Origin of the sequence: Bifidobacterium catulorum, assembly GCF_003129925.1 — a bacterium.
Lineage (GTDB): Bacteria > Actinomycetota > Actinomycetes > Actinomycetales > Bifidobacteriaceae > Galliscardovia > Galliscardovia catulorum.
On sequence record NZ_QFFN01000010.1, the window covers coordinates 27,609 to 45,487 of the forward strand.

Annotated in this window: 20 protein-coding genes; 11 read left to right on the forward strand and 9 right to left on the reverse strand. The window is 63.8% G+C overall.

The window, feature by feature from the left end; all coding sequences use genetic code 11:
• Positions 1-10: 10 nt before the first annotated feature.
• Both DF200_RS05100 and DF200_RS05105 read left to right on the forward strand, forming a co-directional pair.
• Positions 11-1,051 (forward strand): sensor histidine kinase, encoded by a 1,041-nt coding sequence (locus tag DF200_RS05100; RefSeq protein ID WP_158275783.1) that lies wholly within the window; start codon positions 11-13, stop codon positions 1,049-1,051.
• A 57-nt stretch (positions 1,052-1,108) separates the two neighbouring features.
• The gene (locus tag DF200_RS05105) at positions 1,109-1,771 is read left to right on the forward strand and encodes a DedA family protein (protein WP_109137205.1); all 663 of its coding nucleotides are present in this window, start codon (positions 1,109-1,111) and stop codon (positions 1,769-1,771) included.
• Positions 1,772-1,794: 23 nt separating this feature from the next.
• On the opposite strand, the gene DF200_RS05110 is transcribed toward DF200_RS05105, so the two are convergent.
• Positions 1,795-2,706 carry a LysR family transcriptional regulator gene (locus tag DF200_RS05110; RefSeq protein WP_109137206.1) on the reverse strand — a complete coding sequence of 304 codons (912 nt, stop codon included), beginning with the start codon at positions 2,704-2,706 and terminating at the stop codon, positions 1,795-1,797.
• 275 nt (positions 2,707-2,981) lie between these two features.
• Between DF200_RS05110 and DF200_RS05115 the strand changes: the two genes are divergently transcribed.
• The gene (locus DF200_RS05115; RefSeq protein WP_241520129.1) at positions 2,982-4,430 is read left to right on the forward strand and encodes an MFS transporter; all 1,449 of its coding nucleotides are present in this window, start codon (positions 2,982-2,984) and stop codon (positions 4,428-4,430) included.
• Positions 4,431-4,473: 43 nt separating this feature from the next.
• Here the strand turns inward: DF200_RS05115 and DF200_RS05120 are convergent, their stop codons facing one another.
• On the reverse strand, positions 4,474-5,130 hold the full coding sequence (locus DF200_RS05120) for a sugar O-acetyltransferase (protein WP_109137207.1): 657 nt from the start codon (positions 5,128-5,130) through the stop codon (positions 4,474-4,476).
• 457 nt (positions 5,131-5,587) lie between these two features.
• On the opposite strand from DF200_RS05120, the gene DF200_RS05125 reads away from it, so the two are divergent.
• Positions 5,588-7,021, forward strand: coding sequence for an MDR family MFS transporter (locus tag DF200_RS05125; protein WP_109137208.1), 1,434 nt, complete (start codon positions 5,588-5,590; stop codon positions 7,019-7,021).
• A gap of 82 nt (positions 7,022-7,103) precedes the next feature.
• Here DF200_RS05125 and DF200_RS11130 read toward each other — a convergent pair whose 3' ends face one another.
• Positions 7,104-7,874 (reverse strand): NADPH-dependent F420 reductase, encoded by a 771-nt coding sequence (locus DF200_RS11130; protein WP_338323269.1) that lies wholly within the window; start codon positions 7,872-7,874, stop codon positions 7,104-7,106.
• 151 nt (positions 7,875-8,025) lie between these two features.
• Between DF200_RS11130 and DF200_RS05135 the strand changes: the two genes are divergently transcribed.
• Together DF200_RS05135 and DF200_RS05140 are read left to right on the forward strand one after the other, a co-directional pair.
• A complete protein-coding gene (locus DF200_RS05135; RefSeq protein WP_109137210.1) occupies positions 8,026-8,550 on the forward strand; it encodes a PadR family transcriptional regulator in 525 nt (174 codons plus the stop codon).
• A 34-nt stretch (positions 8,551-8,584) separates the two neighbouring features.
• Positions 8,585-9,256 carry an endonuclease III domain-containing protein gene (locus DF200_RS05140; RefSeq protein ID WP_109137238.1) on the forward strand — a complete coding sequence of 224 codons (672 nt, stop codon included), beginning with the start codon at positions 8,585-8,587 and terminating at the stop codon, positions 9,254-9,256.
• A gap of 43 nt (positions 9,257-9,299) precedes the next feature.
• Here the strand turns inward: DF200_RS05140 and DF200_RS05145 are convergent, their stop codons facing one another.
• Entirely contained in the window at positions 9,300-9,716 is a 417-nt protein-coding gene (locus DF200_RS05145; RefSeq protein WP_109137211.1) for a type II toxin-antitoxin system VapC family toxin, read from the reverse strand.
• A 268-nt stretch (positions 9,717-9,984) separates the two neighbouring features.
• On the opposite strand from DF200_RS05145, the gene DF200_RS05150 reads away from it, so the two are divergent.
• Positions 9,985-10,860 (forward strand): methyltransferase domain-containing protein, encoded by an 876-nt coding sequence (locus tag DF200_RS05150; protein WP_241520131.1) that lies wholly within the window; start codon positions 9,985-9,987, stop codon positions 10,858-10,860.
• Positions 10,861-10,956: 96 nt separating this feature from the next.
• On the opposite strand, the gene DF200_RS05155 is transcribed toward DF200_RS05150, so the two are convergent.
• Both DF200_RS05155 and DF200_RS05160 read right to left on the reverse strand, forming a co-directional pair.
• Positions 10,957-11,583, reverse strand: a complete 627-nt coding sequence (locus DF200_RS05155) for a type II toxin-antitoxin system VapC family toxin (RefSeq protein ID WP_109137212.1) — start codon at positions 11,581-11,583, stop codon at positions 10,957-10,959.
• A complete protein-coding gene (locus DF200_RS05160) occupies positions 11,580-11,957 on the reverse strand; it encodes a type II toxin-antitoxin system RelB/DinJ family antitoxin (RefSeq protein ID WP_109137213.1) in 378 nt (125 codons plus the stop codon). Before DF200_RS05160 ends, DF200_RS05155 begins: the two co-directional genes overlap by 4 nt.
• A 182-nt stretch (positions 11,958-12,139) precedes the next feature.
• Here DF200_RS05160 and DF200_RS05165 point away from each other — a divergent pair, with 182 nt between their 5' ends.
• The 3 genes from DF200_RS05165 (at position 12,140) to DF200_RS05175 (ending at position 14,880) form a co-directional block, all read left to right on the forward strand.
• The gene (locus DF200_RS05165; protein ID WP_241520132.1) at positions 12,140-12,697 is read left to right on the forward strand and encodes a MarR family winged helix-turn-helix transcriptional regulator; all 558 of its coding nucleotides are present in this window, start codon (positions 12,140-12,142) and stop codon (positions 12,695-12,697) included.
• Positions 12,694-14,199, forward strand: coding sequence for a DHA2 family efflux MFS transporter permease subunit (locus tag DF200_RS05170; protein ID WP_109137214.1), 1,506 nt, complete (start codon positions 12,694-12,696; stop codon positions 14,197-14,199). The genes DF200_RS05165 and DF200_RS05170 overlap by 4 nt, the downstream gene beginning before the upstream one ends.
• A 282-nt stretch (positions 14,200-14,481) precedes the next feature.
• Positions 14,482-14,880: a cupin domain-containing protein gene (locus DF200_RS05175; protein WP_109137215.1), complete on the forward strand. Its 399-nt coding sequence runs from the start codon at positions 14,482-14,484 to the stop codon at positions 14,878-14,880.
• A 16-nt stretch (positions 14,881-14,896) separates the two neighbouring features.
• Here the strand turns inward: DF200_RS05175 and DF200_RS05180 are convergent, their stop codons facing one another.
• On the reverse strand, positions 14,897-16,111 hold the full coding sequence (locus DF200_RS05180; protein WP_109137216.1) for an ATP-binding protein: 1,215 nt from the start codon (positions 16,109-16,111) through the stop codon (positions 14,897-14,899).
• 242 nt (positions 16,112-16,353) lie between these two features.
• Between DF200_RS05180 and DF200_RS05185 the strand changes: the two genes are divergently transcribed.
• Entirely contained in the window at positions 16,354-16,464 is a 111-nt protein-coding gene (locus DF200_RS05185; RefSeq protein ID WP_109137217.1) for a DUF3387 domain-containing protein, read from the forward strand.
• A 37-nt stretch (positions 16,465-16,501) separates the two neighbouring features.
• Here the strand turns inward: DF200_RS05185 and DF200_RS05190 are convergent, their stop codons facing one another.
• Positions 16,502-17,098: a flavodoxin gene (locus DF200_RS05190; RefSeq protein ID WP_241520133.1), complete on the reverse strand. Its 597-nt coding sequence runs from the start codon at positions 17,096-17,098 to the stop codon at positions 16,502-16,504.
• A gap of 42 nt (positions 17,099-17,140) precedes the next feature.
• Complete coding sequence (locus DF200_RS05195) at positions 17,141-17,872, reverse strand: TetR/AcrR family transcriptional regulator (protein ID WP_109137219.1); 732 nt, start codon at positions 17,870-17,872, stop codon at positions 17,141-17,143.
• Between the last annotated feature and the right edge of the window lie 7 nt (positions 17,873-17,879).

The following is a 17,879-nucleotide window of genomic DNA, read 5'->3' on the forward strand; positions in this document are numbered from 1 at the left end:
GGAGGCGGGGATGGATACAGGTGCAGGTGTGGGTACGGGCATCGGCAAGGACGTGAAGACCGTCGCCGGGGAGGCCGGGCGATCCGGCGACGTGGCCGGTTCGGTGCGCCGGCGGATGACCGTCGCCATGGCCGTCATCACCGTGCTCGGAGGGCTCGTGTTCGTGCTCGGCGTGTTGCTCGGATCCCGGCATGAGATGGCCGAACGCGGGCTCAACCCCAACGCCGTGTCTCTGGCCGGGCAATACGGATCGGGCATGATGGTCATCGACACGCGCAAGGCCATCCTGCTCACGGTGCTGTTCGTGCTCGGCGTGGTCGCGGCCGTGGCGGTCGTCGGCTGGCATTATTCGCGTAGGGAGGTCGCACCGTTGCAGCGTGCGTTCGAGCTGCAGAGGAACTTCGTGGCCGACGCCAGCCACGAGCTGAAGACGCCGCTCGCCGTAATCTCCACTCGCATCGACCTCATCGACTTCCGCCGCGAACACGGGCAGCCCATCGACGCCGTGCTCGACGACCTGCGCGGCGATGTCGACCGCATGAACGCCATCGTGACCGATCTGCTGGTCGCCGCTCGCGGCGCCGTCCATATGGAGCCGGTGGCATTGCGGGACGTTGTGGATCAGTCGGTCGCCGCGGTCCGTCCGCTCGCCGACCGGCACGGCGTCGGCGTCAGGGTCCGTCTGGACGGCGATCCCGCGCATTTCGTCGTGCAGGGCAGTGCGGTCGGACTGTCGCGTTGCGTCGTCGCCGTGCTCGACAACGCCATCGCCCACGCGCCGCAGGGAACGGAGGTCACGGTCGCCCTCGGGTATCGGCATCATCGTGACGTCGTCATCCGGGTGACCGACCACGGTCCCGGAATCGGCGACAATCCCGAACGGCTGTTCCGGCGCTTCGCCCGCGACGACGACGGTACCGTGCATCAGGGCTATGGTCTGGGACTCGCGCTCGCCCGTGACGTGGCGACGCGTTACGATGGCACGCTCGATGTGGAATCCACGTCGGCGTCGGGCACCACCATGCGCATCACCCTGCCATTGGCGTCGTAGGTTCTGTCGTGTCGTGGATTAGCCGCGCCTAAGACCGGCTGCCGTAATGTCGGCGCCATGATCGACAACCTCACCGCATGCCCGGTCTCCACGGGCGGATTCATCGGAGCCATCACCGACTGGCTCGTCGGCCTCATGTCCGTCATGGGCGGACTGGGCACGGGCGTGGCCGTGCTGCTGGAGAACCTGTTCCCGCCGATCCCCAGCGAGGTCATCCTCCCGCTCGCCGGGTTCACCGCCGCGCAGGGCCATATGACCCTGGCCGAGGCGATCGCCGGCGCGACCATTGGCTCCGTCGCCGGAGCGCTCATGCTCTACGGCATCGCCTACGCGATCGGTGCCGAACGCATGCGCCGGCTGTTCGAGCGTATGCCCCTGACCGATGCCTCCGACATCGACAAGGCGAACGACTGGTTCGCCCGCTATGGCTTGCTGTCGGTGTTCGTGGGCCGCGTCATCCCGATCGTGCGCAGCCTCATCTCCATCCCGGCGGGTATAGCGCGTACGGACGTCGTGCGATTCACCCTGCTGACCGCGGTCGGCTCGGCCGTCTGGAACACGATCCTCGTCATGGCCGGCTACCTGCTCGGCGCCGGGTGGTGCTCCATCCTCGGGTTCCTCGACCGCTTCCAGTACGCGGTCGCGGTGGTCGTCGTCGCGCTGGCCGTCTGGTACGTCGTCGTCAAGGTCCGCGCGCACATGGCGGCGAGGGAGGCATAAGACCCGGTGCCAGACGGGGCGGGTCACGGCTCGCTTGCGACCCCTGCGAGCGCGCCGATGCGTTCGATGAACGCTCTGATCTGCGGTTCCGGGTCGGCGGGGTAGAGGAGACCGTAGTGCATGCCGACAGGCCTCGGCCAGTCGACGGGCACGTTGACGAGCTGCGGATGGACCCCGTCCCACATGGGTTTGGAAATGAGAAGGTCGCCCGTTTCGGCGCATTCATTGAACAGGTTCAGGTCGTAATGGTCGATGTCGACCAGTTCCACGCCGGCCCGGTGTTCGAGCAGGTCACGGGCGATGTCGTCGGTGCCGCCGCATCGGCGCAGGATGCGGATGCGGGTGCGCGTGCCGTCACGGGCGTCGAGATCGTCGAGCCTGAGCCGCGGCAGGCGTGACAGCGGATGGTCGCGAGGCACGGCCATGCATAGCGGCTCGTAGGAGATCGGCAGCGTGCCGCAGACCTCCGTCCAATGCTCTGGCGCGAACGCGGTGGCCACCGCGTCGATGTCCTCGCACAGATGGGCGATGATGTCGTCGATCGGCATCTCATCATCCGGCATCGATACGAGCTCCAACCGTATGGCGGGGTCGGCGCCGCCCTGCCACAGGTCGAGGACGCGCCGGGCGGGGCGCAGCGCGGAGATGCCGAGTCTGACCGGCGGCGTGCCCGTATGCGCGCGACGTCGCATCCTCGCGATGATCTCGTTCGACTGACGGACGATCGAACGGGCGTCCTCGATGAACTCCGCTCCCGCCGCGGTCGGCGTCACGCCGCTGCGGGAGCGGTCGAACACCGTGATTCCATATTCCCTTTCGAATGTGTTGACCTGCTTCGCCAATGCCGGCGTCGAGATGTGCAGCCGCCGGGAGGCCGCCGCGAAGCTGCCGGTCTCGGCAGCGGCGATCAATGCGTCCAGTCTCCGGTCGTACATGATCCGCTCCCACCTTTCCTCGCGCTCCGCATGTCGCCCTCGGCGCTCCCGATAGTACGCGCGTGTGCGCCGACCGTAGCATGTATGAACCAGTGGTTTATATGGCATGAACCACAATCGTTCGATAATCGCGTATTTCCAGTCTTTGTCAAGCCTACACTGTCCCATGTGATTGTCCACACGGATTATGACGAAACGATATCGGATGTTCATGGAGACAGGCAATCACGCAGAAGACGAAAGACGCAGAAGACGGAAGACAGGGGAGGAACGGCATGCGCTCATCGACCGCAACGCGCGACATCAAGGACACCGAGGACGGCAGGGTGACGGACATGGACCCCATGGCCTATGGCCGGTCCGCCGCCGACCGTCATGGTCGCCGCGACGCACGCCATCCGGCGGCGTTCGCCACGGCGGCCGCGTCGATCGCCTCGTTCCTCGTCGGCATGGACGTGCTCATCGTCAACGTGGCGCTGCCGACCATCGCCCGTGACCTCGGTGGCGACATGGCCGTCCAACAATGGGTGGTCGACGGCTACAGCCTCCTGTTCGCCGCATTGCTGCTTCTGTGCGGCAATCTCGCAGACTGTTGGGGCGCCAAACGCGTGTTCATCGCCGGCGCGACGCTGTTCGCGGCGGCGTCGCTGTTCAGCTCGTTCGCATGGTCAATGGCGGTGCTCGTCGCCGGACGCTGCCTGCTCGGCGTCGCCTCCGCGCTCATCCTGCCCGCATCGATGTCGCTGATCAACGAGGCGAACCCGAATCCGCGCCGCCGCGCATGGGCATTGGCCCTGTGGGGAGCGGGCGGTGCGAGCGCCTCGGCCGTGGGGCCGCTGCTCGGCGGACTGCTCACGCCGGTCCACTGGAGCCTCGTGTTCGCGATCAACGTGCCGTTCTGTCTGCTGGTGCTCCTGCTTACGTTGCGCGTCGCGCCATCGCCGCGACGGCCCAAGCCGTTCGACTGGACGGGGCAGACGCTGGCGCTGACGGGATTCGTCCTGTTCATCGCGGGCGTCATCGAGATCGGCTCGCTCGGCGTCAACTCGCCCCTCGCATGGGGGTTGACGGCCGGCGGCGCGTTCACGCTCGCGGCGTTCGTGCGCTCGCAGACGCGGGCGCGCGCCCCGATGATGCCGCTGGGCCTGTTCCGCGTACGCGGCATGCAGGTGGCGCTGATGATCGGGTTCGTCATGATCTTCAACTGGTACGGCATGGTGTTCATCTCGACGATGTTCCTGCAGAACGACCGTGGCATGGGCACCCTCGCCGCGGGGCTCGTGTTCGTGCCGAGCGCGTTCGTCACGGTCTTCGGCAACATCGTCGGCGGGCGCATCATCACCGCACTCGGTTCGAGGTTCTCGATCACGCTCGGACTGGCAATCATGATCGCCGGATTCCTGTTCGAGTTCCTGTACCCCGCGCCGATCCCCGTATGGGTGATCGCCACCGGCCTGAGCGTCGTCGGGTTCGGCGCAGCCATCACCACGCCGGCCGCCGCGGGCGTCGTCCTCGCCAGTGTGGATGCGGCGCAGGCCGGCATCGCCTCCGCCATGTTCAACACGTTCCGTCAGGTCGGCGGCGCGGCCGGCGTGGCCGTGTTCGGCGTCGTCGCCACGTTCCTGCCCACGCTGACCCTCGCCCTGAGGGCCGTGTTCCTCGCCTCGGCCGCGCTGCTCGCCCTCATCCTCGCCTTCGAGCTGCTGTGCTGGCGCGGACGGTGAGATCGCAATTCCTTCGCAGCGGCAACGTGCCTGCTGTGCACGTTCACCTTCCGGCATCGCGGGCGGCGATACGCTCGCAGAACCCGGTCCGGTCGGCTTCGGTGATCGGACGGACCACACGGGCCGGGTTGCCTACGGCGACCACGCCGGCCGGAATGTCCTTGGTGACGACCGAGCCGGCTCCGATCACCGAGCCGCGACCGATGGTCACACCGCCGAGCACGGTCACATGTCCGCCCAGCCATACGCCGTTCTCGATGACGATCGGTTTCGCCTGACAGGCCCCGGCTTTGCGTTCCTCGAAATCGAGTGCATGGTTCGTGGCGAACAGACCGACCATCGGCGCGATCCACACGTAGTCGCCGATGGTGATGGGCGCGTTGTCGAGCATCACGCAATCGAAGTTGATGTATGCGTGTGAGCCGATGGTGATGTTGCGGCCGATTTCGCAACGGAAGTTCGGCTCGATGAACACATCCTCGCCGACGGCTGCGAACAGCCGTTCCAGAATTTCACGGCGATGTTTGACCTCCTCGTAGTCGGTGCGGTTGTAGGCGGCGAGCAGGCGTTTCGCCTCCGCCCGTTTGCGTTCGATTTCCGGATGCGTGTCCTGATAGGTTTCGCCGGCCACCATCCGGTCCCATTCGATGCGTCCCTCCGGAGTGAGGTCCGCCGTCACGTCGTATCGATTCGTTGTCATGCCGTCATCTTCCTTGATTGGTCATGCGTTTATGTACGTTTGTACATCATCGTTGTACGTTTGTACATTATATGGCATATGCGGCGGCGCGATTCCTCCCCGCTGCGGTATGGCGGCGGCATCGGCGGAATGCGCCACCCGGCTGGGTCGTGACGTTCGGCTGGGCCGTGCGGAAGCGGGTGTGCCATCCATTCGTATGGTTGACCGGCACATGGGTTATCATGGCTTGTCGGAAAGACCGGCGCCGTCATGGCGGATGTCTTCCCATCAGACAACCATTCAGGGCCCATCGACCGTATAATCATGCCCGCGTCGGACGCGTCTCGTGCGCTGATGCCGGTCTGCAACAGGTTCGGTTCGCCGCCGATATCAGGCACGCAAGCACGAAAGAGCAGACGAATTGACCTCACGTAACGCATCCACGACCGCGAACGTATCCTCGAATACAGCCGCTTCCATGAACGTTTCCACAGCCGCCGACGGCAACACCCCCGTCCGACGCAACCCGACCGTAATGATCGCGACCCTTATGGTCGGTTCGTTCGTGGCGATCCTCAACCAGACGCTGATGATCTCCGCCCTGCCCACGCTGATGCGTGAATTCGCGGTCCCCAGCAGCACCGTGCAATGGCTGACCACCGGGTTCATGCTCGCCAACGGCATCATGATCCCCGTCACCGCGTTCCTGGTGGAGACGTTCACCACACGCCAGCTGTTCCTGTATGCGATGGGCATGTTCTTCGCCGGGTCTCTCGTATGCGCGCTCGCCCCGAGCTTCGCCCTGCTGCTTACGGGCCGTATTATTCAGGCGTGCGGCGCGGGTGTGCTGATGACGTTGCTGCAGACCGTGCTGTTCCGCGTCTACCCTCCGGAACGCCGAGGTCAGGCGATGGGCATGTTCGGCATGGTCATCGCGTTCGCGCCGGCCATCGGCCCGACCATCTCCGGTCTGCTGGTCGAATGGCTCAGCTGGCGGTGGATGTTCGCCCTGCTCGTCGCGATTGCCGGCGGCGTCATCGTGGCGGCATGGTTCACGGTCCGCAATGTCGGCACGCCCACCCGCCCGCATATCGACGTGCTGTCCGTGGTGCTTTCCACGTTCGGGTTCGGTGGCATCCTGTTCGGCTTCTCGACCGCCGGTAGGAACGGCTGGGGGAGCATGGACGTGCTGGTCGCCCTGTTCGTCGGCGTGGTCGCCCTTACGCTGTTCATCATCCGTCAGATGCGTCTCGAACAGCCGATGCTGAATTTCCGCATCTTCCGTATTCCGATGTTCACGCTGTGTCTGACGATCTCGGTGATCGGCTTCGCCTCGTTCATCGGCGTGGAGAACGTCATTCCGCTGTATCTGCAGAACGATCTGGGCGTGAACGCTTTGGAATCCGGCCTGCTGATGATGCCCGGCGGCATCGTCATGGGCGCGCTCAACCCCGTGACCGGCAGGCTCTACGACCGGTTCGGCGGGCGTCCGATCGCAATCGTCGGATTCACGATTCTGACCACGGCCGCCGTGCTGCTCGCCACGATGGACGCGCATACACCCGTATGGATGCCGTCCGCGTATTTCGCCCTATTGCTGGCCGGCTCGGCGTTCTGCTCGATGCCGTTGGTCACCGCCGCGCTGAACCAGCTGACCGGGCCCGAGATTCCCCACGGCACGGCCATGAACAACACGATGCGGCAGACCATGGGCGCCATCGCCATCGCGTTGCTCATCACCATCATGAACACTCATGCCGCGGCGGCGGGGCAGGCCGGCATCGACACGGCGACCGCGTCGGCGCTGGGCGTACGCGCCTCGTTCCGCGACGTCGCCGTCGTATGCGCGATCTGCCTCATCGCCGCGTTCTTCGTACGCGACCGTGGCCGTCGCCCGGGAACGCGGCGATAACGCCCGGACACTGCGAATCGTCCGGGCGTTATCGCCGTTGCGCCCGCCGTGCCTCATGGGCCGTCCTGCGATGCGCCGACCGTTACTTGACGACCTTGAAGCCGCCGGTCCACGGGGTCTGCTCGGTCACGCCGAGGATGATCTGCAGCGCGCCGTAGCCTTCGAGGTACTGGGCGCGCTTGAGCGCGCCGGCGTCCACGGTCCTGAGTCCCGCGGCCTCGACGAACGTCTTGACGGCGTTCTTGGCGTCCTCGCTGTCGGCGGCGAGCTGCACCACGGTGGGCGCGCCGTCGTTGACGCCGGTGGCGAGCGTTGCGGCGAACGTGGTGTTGAACGCCTTGACGACCGTGCTCTCGGGCAGCTTGGCGGCGAGGTATTCGGCCGCGGAGCCGAAGCCTTCCGGCAGGGCGAGGTCGAAGGTGGTGAAGTCGATCGGGTTGGACGGGTCGACCACGGTCTTGCCGGCGAGCTGGCCGGCGTAGGCGGCGAGCACGTCCTCGTAGGCGGGGAACGGCAGGGCGAGGACGACGATGTCGCCGGTGACGGGCTCGCCGAACTTGGCGCCGGTGACGCCTTCGGCCGCGGCGGCGGCCTTGTCCGGGTTGCGGTCGATGACCTGCACGTTCGCGCCGGCCTTGACGGCCAGTCCCGCTACCGCGGAGCCGATGTTGCCTGCGCCGAAGATGGTGATGCTGCTCATGATGGTTTCCTTTCCTCCGCCGTTCCGCGCGGTCCCCGGTGAATGCCGGTGACCGTTGTACGGCCGCATGTGGTGTGTTGTTCCTCGCGTCGCCACGGTCCGTGGGCCGGTGCCCGTCGTGCCGTCGTTTCCGCGTTGGTCATCAACATACATCCCTTCCTGATATATCTCAAGCTGAAATATATCAAGGAAAGATATTGCTGTTTCAAAAACCGTTGGCGCGATTGGCTTTACGTGCCCTACGGCCTGCCGCCCACACGGCGTGTCGTAGTGAAATATTTCAACCTGAGCTATAGTGGTGGGTATGAATATCGTGGAATTGATGACGTTGGGCTTCCTGTCCGAAGAGCCGCTGTGCGGCTACCGGCTGAAGAAGAAGATGGAGCAGTTGCTCGGCTACGCGCGCCCGTTCAGCGACGGCACCCTGCATTCCGTCACCGGCAAATTCGTCAAGCAGGGCTATCTGGGGGAGTCGTTCAACGTCGTCAACGGACGGCGATTGCGCGAATTCCACCTCGAACCCGCCGGGCGTGAGGTGCTCATCGAGGAATTGAAGGCCACGGACGGCTACATGCTCACCGACATCACCAAATGGTCGGTCGTCATGTCGTTCCTGTCCGTCGTGCCGGACGAGGCCGACCGCAACGCGGTGCTGCGCCGTCGCCTCGACCTGCTGAACTCGGACGTGCGCCGCATGTACAGCGACGGCGAAGGCCCGATCGACAACGCGGACTTGACCGACCGGTACCGCATCGCCATCACCGAGATCCATGACGCGGAGATCGCGGCGGAACGCCGGTGGCTGGAACGGGAGCTCGGCGTTGCGTGATTCGGCGTTGCGTGATTCGGCGTCGCGGGTCGCAATGCGCGACGGGCTGCCGACGTCGGAGGCCCTCGAAACGCTGTACCGCACCATGCTGCGCGAGATGGGGCCGACCGGTTGGTGGCCGGCCGACGGCCCATACGAGATCATGGTCGGCGCGGTGCTCATCCAGAACGTGTCATGGCGCAACGCCGACCGTTCGCTGGACGCGCTGAAGGCCGAGCGCCTGCTCGACCCGCACGCCATCGCCCAGCTGGACGACGGGCGGCTCCAGGAGCTGATACGCCCGTCCGGCTTCTACCGCAACAAGTCGCGCGCCCTGCGTGAGATGAGCCGATGGTACGTCGAACGGTGCGGGGCGCGCCCCGAAGGCGCGGCCGACGTCGACGACGACGCGTTGCGCAAGGAGCTGCTGGCCCTGTTCGGCATCGGCGGCGAGACCGCCGACGACCTGCTGCTCTACGTGTTCGACCGACGCGCGTTCATCGCCGACACGTACGCGCGACGCCTGTTCACGTTCCTCGGCTACGGGGTGCCCGACGGCTATGCCGCATTTCGCAAGGCATACAATCCGATCGCGCTCGCCACGGGCCTCGGCGTCGCCGACCTCAAGGAGTTCCACGGCCTCATCGACGAATACGGCAAGACCTACCGCGACGACGCCGCGAAGGCCGATTCGTTCCTCGGGCGAACGGGAATGAGATCGGCGTGATGCGCGGGTTTGCGCCGGATGATGCGATGGACGAGAGCAGAGCCTAGCGGAACAGTTGCAGGTATCGTGCCGCGGTCAGGGATTTTACGGGGGAGTGCGTGAACGCTCCGGAATCGCGGGTGATGATGAAATCCATGTCGTTCTGTTCCGCGGCTGCGCGGATCAGGCCGTCTTCAAAGTCCGGTTCGTCCGAATAGGCCGAATTCCGGCATTCCTCCTGTCCCACCGGAAGCACCGTCAGGAGAATGAGAAACTGCCTGATGAGCTCCCTGCACCCCGGTTCCCCCAATGGCTTTCGGCATAGGTAGTAGAAATCCTTCAACGAGCCGGACGTGGTGTGCCCGAGCACGTCGGAAACGGCGATTCTCCTCATCAGGCCATCGGCCGATGCGTGTTCCGGGCGTCCTTCGACCGCGTAGTCGATGAGTACGTTCGTGTCGAGCAGCAGTCTAGATGGCACGGTTCTCCAACTCCCCGGATGTCAATAACCAGCAGGAACAACCAACAATCCACACCCACGCAAACACCCGAAGAGCCTGATATGTACTAAAAATCAGCTTACTGTAGTGTTGGTAATCATGGATTGGCGATTATGCTGCCCTCCGTTTGGCACCGGCCGCCATATTCATGTGCCTGCGTGAATCCGCCCTTGCCTGGTCTCCCCTGTCTGGTCGTCGGTTCCATGGACCGACATTAACGGTCGGGATATGTTCGGTCGGATCCCGGACGTGACGGACGCTGCGCCGCCGCGGCGTATCGTCATATGGGCGCGCGCCGATGGCCTGCCGTATCTCATGGTTATCGTGGGCTGCATGGTCACATGGGATTCGGAACAGTATCTTCGATTCAAGACGGAGCGCACGCAGCCGTCGCGCGACCTCGCAGCCCAATTGCCCGCCGACGACGGCACGGTCGCACGCGTGCTCGACATCGGCTGCGGTCCGGGCAACAGCACCGCCGTACTGCGCGAACGGTATCCCCACGCCGAAATCCTCGGCGTCGACAGCTCGCCCGACATGATCGACGCGGCGCGCGAAGCACACCCGGACATCGACTTCGCGTTGTGCGACGTCTCGGAGCCGGAACAATTGGACGCCCTGCCGCACGGTTTCGACGTCGTCTTCTCCAACGCATGCATCCAATGGGTGCCGGACCATCCGCATCTCATCCCGAACCTGCTCGGACTGCTGCGCGAAGGCGGCATACTCGCCGTGCAGACGCCGATGAACTACGAGGAGCCGATTCATCGGATCATCGCCGAGATCGTCCACTCGCCGCGGTACGCCGACCGGCTGCCGCAGCGGCGCGAGTTCTTCAACCTCACCCCGCCCGACTACTGGGAGCTACTGCACGGTTCCGGACTCGTGTCGCACTTCCGCATGTGGAAGACCACCTACATGCACACCCTGCCCTCGCACGAGGCCATCATGGACTGGTACCGCGGCACCGGACTGCGACCGTATCTGCAGGCGCTCGCCGACGACGCCGAACGGGCGGAGTTCGAATGGCGGGTGTTCGAGCGCGTTTGTGATGAGTATCCCACGCAGTCCGACGGCAGCATCATCTTCCCGTTCCCGCGCTTCTTCTTCACCGCGGTCAGGTAGGCGAAGCGGAGTCATGCGGACCGGTTGCGCAAGACCGCAAGGCATTGATGGGTTGAACCGGAGTGTGTCAGCGACGCATCACCGGAATCGCCGACATCACTTGGATTGAGGGCGGCCGCATGCATCCAACAGTGCTGTCATGCCGCGTGGACTGATGCAGTATCCGGGGAAGTGCTCGATGAGCTTCTCATCGGAAGTGACCACGGCTTCACTGTCTGAGCGGCGTGCGGCGGCGATGATGAGGTCGTCCTCGAAATCATCATGACGGTCTCGTAATGCGATGGTGTCGTCACAGATCGTTTGGTCGATGGCCACGATATCGCATAATGCGCGGGTTCGTTCGATGCAATGCCATGGAATACGGCGGGTGAGCAGGCGTTTGGTTGCGTCCTGCAATGTGGATTCGCCCACTGTCTTGGAGGCCGATTGGGATTCGTGGTGCCGTCGACCGTTGAACTGCCGGCGAAGCATCATCTCCGAGATGTAGGCGATGTCCTTCAGCGATGTGGCTGCGCAACGCAGCGTGACGTCATGGCGGACGCATTCCTTGAGCATCGCCGATACGGGTCTGGTTCGGTCCTCGCGCAGCAAGAGGTGGTCCAGCAGTACGTTGGTGTCCAAAAGCACGCTGCGCGGCGGATCGGGATGCGATATGCGGTATTGCGACGCAGCATTGTCTGCAAGCCGTTCGGGGGAGGATGTACGGTCGGCCGTTCGGGTCACCGGTCGCTCCTCTCCATGTTGAGATAGTCGTCAAGACGCTGCTCGTACATGTCGTCGCGGAGCCGCCTGTAGGTGGAATCGCGAATCGGGACGGCGAACGGATCCTCTGCGGCGTCGATTACGCCCGCCCGTGCAAGTTCCCGTTGCACGTATCCGGCCGAATCGTCGACGATCGCCAGTCTGCGACGTCGCTCCTCAATGCGCGCCTCCTCCTGCGAATGTGTTTCCAGTTGTGGAATCTCATGTCTGTCGGCGATGTATGTCCATACGGTGCGGATGACATCGCTCGCCGAAACGGATTGTTCGCGCAATATGGCGTCGACGTCATTCTTCAGGCGCGTGTCAAGGCGCACGTTCATCTGTGTCATCGTCATTATGGCCTCCACTGTCCGCTCTGGAGCGCGACTTCTGTCTGCTATACAGTATAGCAGACAGGAACGGCTGGACGCCTTTGCGGCCGCGAAGAACGCCTTCGACAGGCGTGCCCGCCACTTGTCCGGTGCACGCATATAGTTACCAATAGTCATTATCTTTGGTAACTATATGGGGGTTGCTGATGGACGATTCGAATATGCGGCCGGCATCCGAAGAGTTGCCGGCCTCATACGTGCGGCTGCTGCTGGACGCCTGTTGGAAGGCGAAAAGCATCGCCGAACTCATGCCTGAACTTCCGCGCGGAATGAAGCCGCGATACGTGCATGTCATCGACGCGGTCTGGCACATCAACGCGCCGCATGGACAGGGCATGGCCACCGCACGCGTCAGTGACGTAAGCGCGTTCCTCGGCGTCACCACGCCCAGCGTGACCAAGCTCGTCGGCGAAATGGTCGACCGGGGACTGCTCGTCAAACATGCGAACGACACCGACCGACGCGCGGTCACGCTCACGCTCACCGAACGGGGACTCGCCATCCGCAAGGCATATGTGGCCGACTATCACGCGCATCTGGGCGAACTGCTCGCCGGCATCACCCCGGAGGAATGCGCGACCGTGGCGCGCGTGATGAATCGGACGCTGCCACTCATGCGGGACGACGGCTGGAAGGCGACCGACAACGATCGGGAGACAAACAACCGACGAATGACGGACGGAAAGGACGACGACGAATCATGAACGAACGGACCGAACGGCTCACGCAGACGACGCATCCGACCCGGACGAATCAGACACCACGAACGTCCCGCACGACGGCCGACGCCAAACGCCCCGTCGGCGCGAAGCTCACCGTCGCCGTCATCGCGCTCGCCATCCTCACCTTCCTCGGCATCCTGTCCGAAACATCGCTCAACATCGCCTACTCCACACTCATGGAGGAGTTCTCAATCGGCGCGTCCGTCGTGCAATGGCTCACCACCGGCTACCTGCTGCTGTTGTCCATCGCGATCCCGAGCTCGCCGTTCATGGTGCGCCGCTTCGCCACCCGCACCCTGTTCGTCGCGGCCGTCGCTATCTTCACGCTCGGCACGCTGATCGGAGCGCTCGCCTCGAGCTTCCCGATGCTGCTGGGCGCGCGTCTGGTCATGGCTCTCGGCACCGGCATCTCGCTGCCGCTCATCACCAACATCATCCTGGAGAAGGCGCCGCTCGAACAGCGCGGCGCGATGCTCGGCATCGTCAGCCTCGTCACCTGCGCCGCTCCCGCCATCGGCCCGGTATTCGGCGGCGTCGTCATGGAATACCTCGACTGGCATTGGATCTTCTACACGATGCTGCCGTTCCTTGTGCTCTCGTTCGCGCTCGGCATGGCGTCCGTGCCGGAGATCCGCTACCCCGGCGACAGGGAGCACGCCTCCATCAGCGTGCCGTCGCTCATGCTGGTGGCGTTGGGCCTCGCAGGCCTCATCGTGGCGGTGGGCTTCTACGCAGAATGGAACGGCGACTGGCGGTTCTGGGCCACGCTTGTCGCGGCCGTGGCGGTGCTCGTCGTATTCGTGGCCGTGCAGCTTCGCATGGAGCATCCGCTCATCGAGGTGCGCGTGTTCGGCTACGCGGGGTTCTCGCTCGGCATGCTCATCCTGCTCATGGTCTCGGGCGGCGTGCTGGGATTGAACTTCCTGCTGCCGATCCTGCTGCAGCGCGGCTTCGGCCACGGTTCGCTCGTCGCGGCGTTGATCCTGCTGCCGGGCGCGGTCGTCGGCGCCATCGCGGCCCCGATGATCGGCGGCGCGTTGAAGAGCCATTTCCCGCCGAAGTTCATCCTGTGCGGTTTCATCGGTGTCACCGTGATGGACATCGCGCTCATCGTGGGGCACGCGAACGTGTGGGTGGTGGCAATCTCGTACGCGCTGTTCATGGCCGCGTCCGGCTTCGTGCTCGTGCCCGACCAGACCCACGCCCTGAACCAATTGCCCGCACGGCTCAACGCCGACGGCTCGGCCGTGATGAACACCGTCCAGCAGCTGGCCGGCGCGATCGGCACCGCCGTGGCCAGCGCCCTGATCACCGAGTTCGCCGCCTCCGCCGCGCGCTCCGGCGCGACCTCCGCCGACTCGTATCTTGAAGGGTTCGCGTCGAGCATGTGGGTCATCGCCGGGTTGGCCGTGGCCGGCATCGTCCTCGCCGCGCTCATGTTCCGCTTCTCCACGCGTCGCCCACCCGAGATGGTCGAGGTGTGACTCCGCGTGAACATGGCGGCGTTCGGCGTGCCGTGAGGTGGCGCGACCGTCACGTCACCTGTTGGTGAGCGCCATTTGGGCGTATCGCGGCAACGTGTCACGCCGTTCGCTCATCCGCCTGTTCCCGTGAGGCGCCGGCGTCTTCCGGTTTTGACTTCGAGCGCTTGAGGTCCGTAGCGTGCGAAGAAAGGCACCGTCATCGGAACCGTTGCGGCTATCACAGCTCGGCCCCGGTTTCCGGCGAAACGGCGCAAAAGACAAACACATGGAAGGACAACGATCATGGACAATCCGAGCGCATTCCCCATGGGCGATCCGAACGATGCGTACGCCGAGTATTTCGAGGGCCAAAGCTATCTCGCGCCGCTCGCCGGCGACGGTCAGGTGAGCGTGGCGAACGTGACGTTCGAGCCCGGTTGTACGAACCACTGGCATATCCACCATGGCGTGTGCCAGGTCCTGCTCGCCGTGGGCGGGCGCGGCTACTACCAGATCGAAGGTCATGACCCGGTCGAGCTCAAGCCCGGAGACGTGGCCTACATCCCGCCGGAGACCAAGCACTGGCACGGCGCCGCTCCCACCGAGGCGTTCGCGCACATCGCCGTCATGCCGAAGCGTGACGGCGCCTCCAACGAATGGCTCGAACCTGTCGACGAGGAGGAGTACCGCAGGCTCGCGTAGCCTTGTGGGGCATCGTCTATTGCAGGAACCAACGCCATGCGGGAACCACGTCGATGGTTCCCGCGGGAGTGGTAACGCTTCCCTCCTCATCCAATGAGATAAGCGTTCCGTGCCGTAGGCCCGTATTGGACATGGCTGCCGTGAGGTTGCCTATCTCGCTGCGGAATTTGTCGCTCAACGACGGGTCCGCGAAGTCGGCGACGCTTGTGCTGTCAATGCCGGTCCGTACTGCGACCTGGATCAGTTGATATGGCTCGCCGGTCGCCTCGTCTCCGACGACGAAGTCCACTTCCGGGCAGTTTTTGGCTGAATATGAGGCGATCGCGTTGCTTCGATTGTCGCCGTATCGTCGTTTGAGTTCTATGAACACCGCCGTTTCCAGCCGTTGCCCGAGGTCGAGATGATTGGCGGGCGCCACGGCCAATGAGAGGCCGGGGTCGACGGAATAGACCTTGTACGAGGATTTGGGGTTGTCTCGGATGGAGAGGGTGAAGTCGCCCACTTTGAATAGCAGGTGTGCATCTTCGAAATCGTCCATCAGGTCATACAGCTTGGGGCCGGAGACCGGAACCTGCATGCCGCGCAGGGCTTTGATCTGGGCGTTGACGGGGAATTTGAGTCCTGTGGATCGCATGGCGTTGCGGGAAAAACGTGTGGCGACCCGCATCGAGGTGGTGCCGAATCGTTCCAGGACATCCTTGATGACGATCTCATCCGCATAGCCCTGAAGCATGCGCATGCGGTCAAGCGTACCCATGCGCTGCACGGCGGGGAATCCTCCCACGTTGAGATATTCAACGAACGCGGATTGCAGCGGGCGCCGTGTGTTCGCGGAATACTCCCCAGCGATCCGGGTCGTCGGAATATCGTGGAACAGGCAATACTCCTTGAAACTCAGAGGCCACATCTCCCTTGACAGGGAGCGGCCGCGCAGGTTCGTGGGAATGTCCGAAGACAGCAGTTTCGATGAGGAGCCGGTGAGCACGATGGTGACATTATGCTGTTCGGCCACGCGACGGATGAAATTCGTCCAGTATGGCGCTTCCTGAATTTCGTCGAAAAGGAGGTAACAGCCGTTCAATGCTTCGGGCACCATGCGGTAATAGGCATCAAGCAGGTCGGCGAGGGTGTGGTCAGTGAATGGCATGATTCGTTCGTCATCGAATGAGAAATGGAATAGCCTTGTGCGTGGTGTTCCGACGGTAAGAAGCCTGTCCATAAGCTGGTACATGGCGTACCATCAATTGCGCCATGTAAAACCTCCATGTCGAAAAGCATGTATATTCACATGCTATGACGATACGGAGATGGCTTGAAGAGAAACGCAGGCGGAATCCGGAGCGTCGCCGATGGAAGTCGCCATCGGGAAGGGGCACTCATAGAACATGCCCAAAATGTGCCCACGATCATGACAAGAGTCGCTGAAGGACCGCGAAAACCGGTTCATGCATATCAGCCGCAAGCGCACTCGACATGGATCTGACTGTTCTGCTGTACCAGAACGGCTATCCGCCGGAATGGAACGAGGAAGTGTTCGACAAGGTGATGGCGCAGGCGACGAACTACAAGTCGCAACCATGGTGACGCACCATGCGTTGGCCGAGAGGCCGCCGATCGGGTTCTAGCGCGTCGGGTCCAGCCAGTCGGCCACGGCGCGTTCGACGGCGTCGGGACGGCATTGCGCGTCGGTGCCGGGGATCGCCAGACCCGGCAGCACGGTCGCGCCGGTCAGGGCGGCTATGCGGGCGGGCGTCTCCTTGAAGCCGCTGCCGCCGTGCGTGATGAACGGCAGGATGGTCTTGCCATGCCAGTCGTGGTCGGCGATGAACGTCTCGACCTCCAACGGCATCTCCCCGCACCAGATGGGGTAGCCGAGATACACCGTGTCCGCGGCGTCGAACACTGCGTCGACGCCCGATTCCGCGGTGGTGCCGCGCGTCGGGCCGCCGTGACGCCCGCCGTCGGTGTTCTCGTCGGTGTTCTCGTTGGCGAATTCGACGACGATCTTCGCCTTCACGCCTTCGGCCATCTCCTCCTTGACCCGGTCCACGGTGTCGCTGTAGGTCGGCGGATAGGGAATCTCCGGCCGGATCTCGATGACGGGCGCGCCGGTGGCTTCGGCGATGGCGTCCGCCACCTTCGCGGTGTTGCCCTCGTAGACGTAGCCGACCTCGTAGTTCTCGTCGGCGCGCGAGAACATGACGATGACCGATGACATGGCCCCTCCTCCGTTCGACATGACGTTGACGTACAGACCAATCTACTCCGTCATGGCCGTCCGTTGTGTCGCACGTCCCGCGGCGGAGGGGTTCCGCATCGGCCGCGTCGGTGCGACTATCCTATCGTTGCCGTTGCCGTTGCCGTTGTCGTTGTCGTTGTCGTTGTCGTTGTCGTTGTCGTTGTCGGTTATCGTCGTCATCGAATTGATGAGGTGCGAGACGGTCTCCGGCAGATGGGTCTTCGCGATCCATCGGGCGCCTTCCGGGTTGAACAGCGTGGCTGCGTTGGATATCACGCCGAGGATGCCGTTGGAGGCGAATTCCATGATGAGCCATTGCGCCGGGTTGAGCCTGTTGCGGTCGAGTCCGATCAGGTCGAGCCAGATGTCGATGATGAAGTCCCTGAGCTGCTTCGTCAGGCTGGTGGAGCCGTGCGGCCCGGTGATGAGCGTTATCCGCCGCACGCTGACGAGATGCTGCGGGCCGTCGACGAACCGCGTGTATTCGTCGCGCAGGTCGATGTCGTCGTGCTGCTGGAACAGCCGGGTGATGAAGGTGATGATCCCCTGGTCCTGATAGATGGCGGCGATGGCGTCCTCGGCCAGTTCTGCGATGTTGGTGTAGTGGTAGTAGAACGCCGTGCGGTTGAGGCCGCTTTCCCGGGTGATGTCGCTCACCGTGATCTTGGTGTACGGCTTGCGTTCCAACAGCTTCCAGAACGCCTCCTGCATTTTCTGCGGCGCCGGCTGCTCCGCCGCCTTCGGTCGTGGCATTGTCTTC

Excerpts from the sequence above, each read along its gene's own strand:
- DF200_RS05100 (WP_158275783.1), top strand. The coding sequence starts at position 11 with ATGGATACAGGTGCAGGTGTGGGTACGGGCATCGGCAAGGACGTGAAG.
- DF200_RS05105 (WP_109137205.1), top strand. The coding sequence starts at position 1,109 with ATGATCGACAACCTCACCGCATGCCCGGTCTCCACGGGCGGATTCATC.
- DF200_RS05110 (WP_109137206.1), bottom strand. The coding sequence starts at position 2,706 with ATGTACGACCGGAGACTGGACGCATTGATCGCCGCTGCCGAGACCGGC.
- DF200_RS05115 (WP_241520129.1), top strand. The coding sequence starts at position 2,982 with ATGCGCTCATCGACCGCAACGCGCGACATCAAGGACACCGAGGACGGC.
- DF200_RS05120 (WP_109137207.1), bottom strand. The coding sequence starts at position 5,130 with ATGACAACGAATCGATACGACGTGACGGCGGACCTCACTCCGGAGGGA.
- DF200_RS05125 (WP_109137208.1), top strand. The coding sequence starts at position 5,588 with ATGAACGTTTCCACAGCCGCCGACGGCAACACCCCCGTCCGACGCAAC.
- DF200_RS11130 (WP_338323269.1), bottom strand. The coding sequence starts at position 7,874 with ATGTATGTTGATGACCAACGCGGAAACGACGGCACGACGGGCACCGGC.
- DF200_RS05135 (WP_109137210.1), top strand. The coding sequence starts at position 8,026 with ATGAATATCGTGGAATTGATGACGTTGGGCTTCCTGTCCGAAGAGCCG.
- DF200_RS05140 (WP_109137238.1), top strand. The coding sequence starts at position 8,585 with ATGCGCGACGGGCTGCCGACGTCGGAGGCCCTCGAAACGCTGTACCGC.
- DF200_RS05160 (WP_109137213.1), bottom strand. The coding sequence starts at position 11,957 with ATGACGATGACACAGATGAACGTGCGCCTTGACACGCGCCTGAAGAAT.
- DF200_RS05165 (WP_241520132.1), top strand. The coding sequence starts at position 12,140 with ATGGACGATTCGAATATGCGGCCGGCATCCGAAGAGTTGCCGGCCTCA.
- DF200_RS05170 (WP_109137214.1), top strand. The coding sequence starts at position 12,694 with ATGAACGAACGGACCGAACGGCTCACGCAGACGACGCATCCGACCCGG.
- DF200_RS05175 (WP_109137215.1), top strand. The coding sequence starts at position 14,482 with ATGGACAATCCGAGCGCATTCCCCATGGGCGATCCGAACGATGCGTAC.
- DF200_RS05180 (WP_109137216.1), bottom strand. The coding sequence starts at position 16,111 with ATGTACCAGCTTATGGACAGGCTTCTTACCGTCGGAACACCACGCACA.
- DF200_RS05185 (WP_109137217.1), top strand. The coding sequence starts at position 16,354 with ATGGATCTGACTGTTCTGCTGTACCAGAACGGCTATCCGCCGGAATGG.
- DF200_RS05190 (WP_241520133.1), bottom strand. The coding sequence starts at position 17,098 with ATGTCATCGGTCATCGTCATGTTCTCGCGCGCCGACGAGAACTACGAG.
- DF200_RS05195 (WP_109137219.1), bottom strand. The coding sequence starts at position 17,872 with ATGCCACGACCGAAGGCGGCGGAGCAGCCGGCGCCGCAGAAAATGCAG.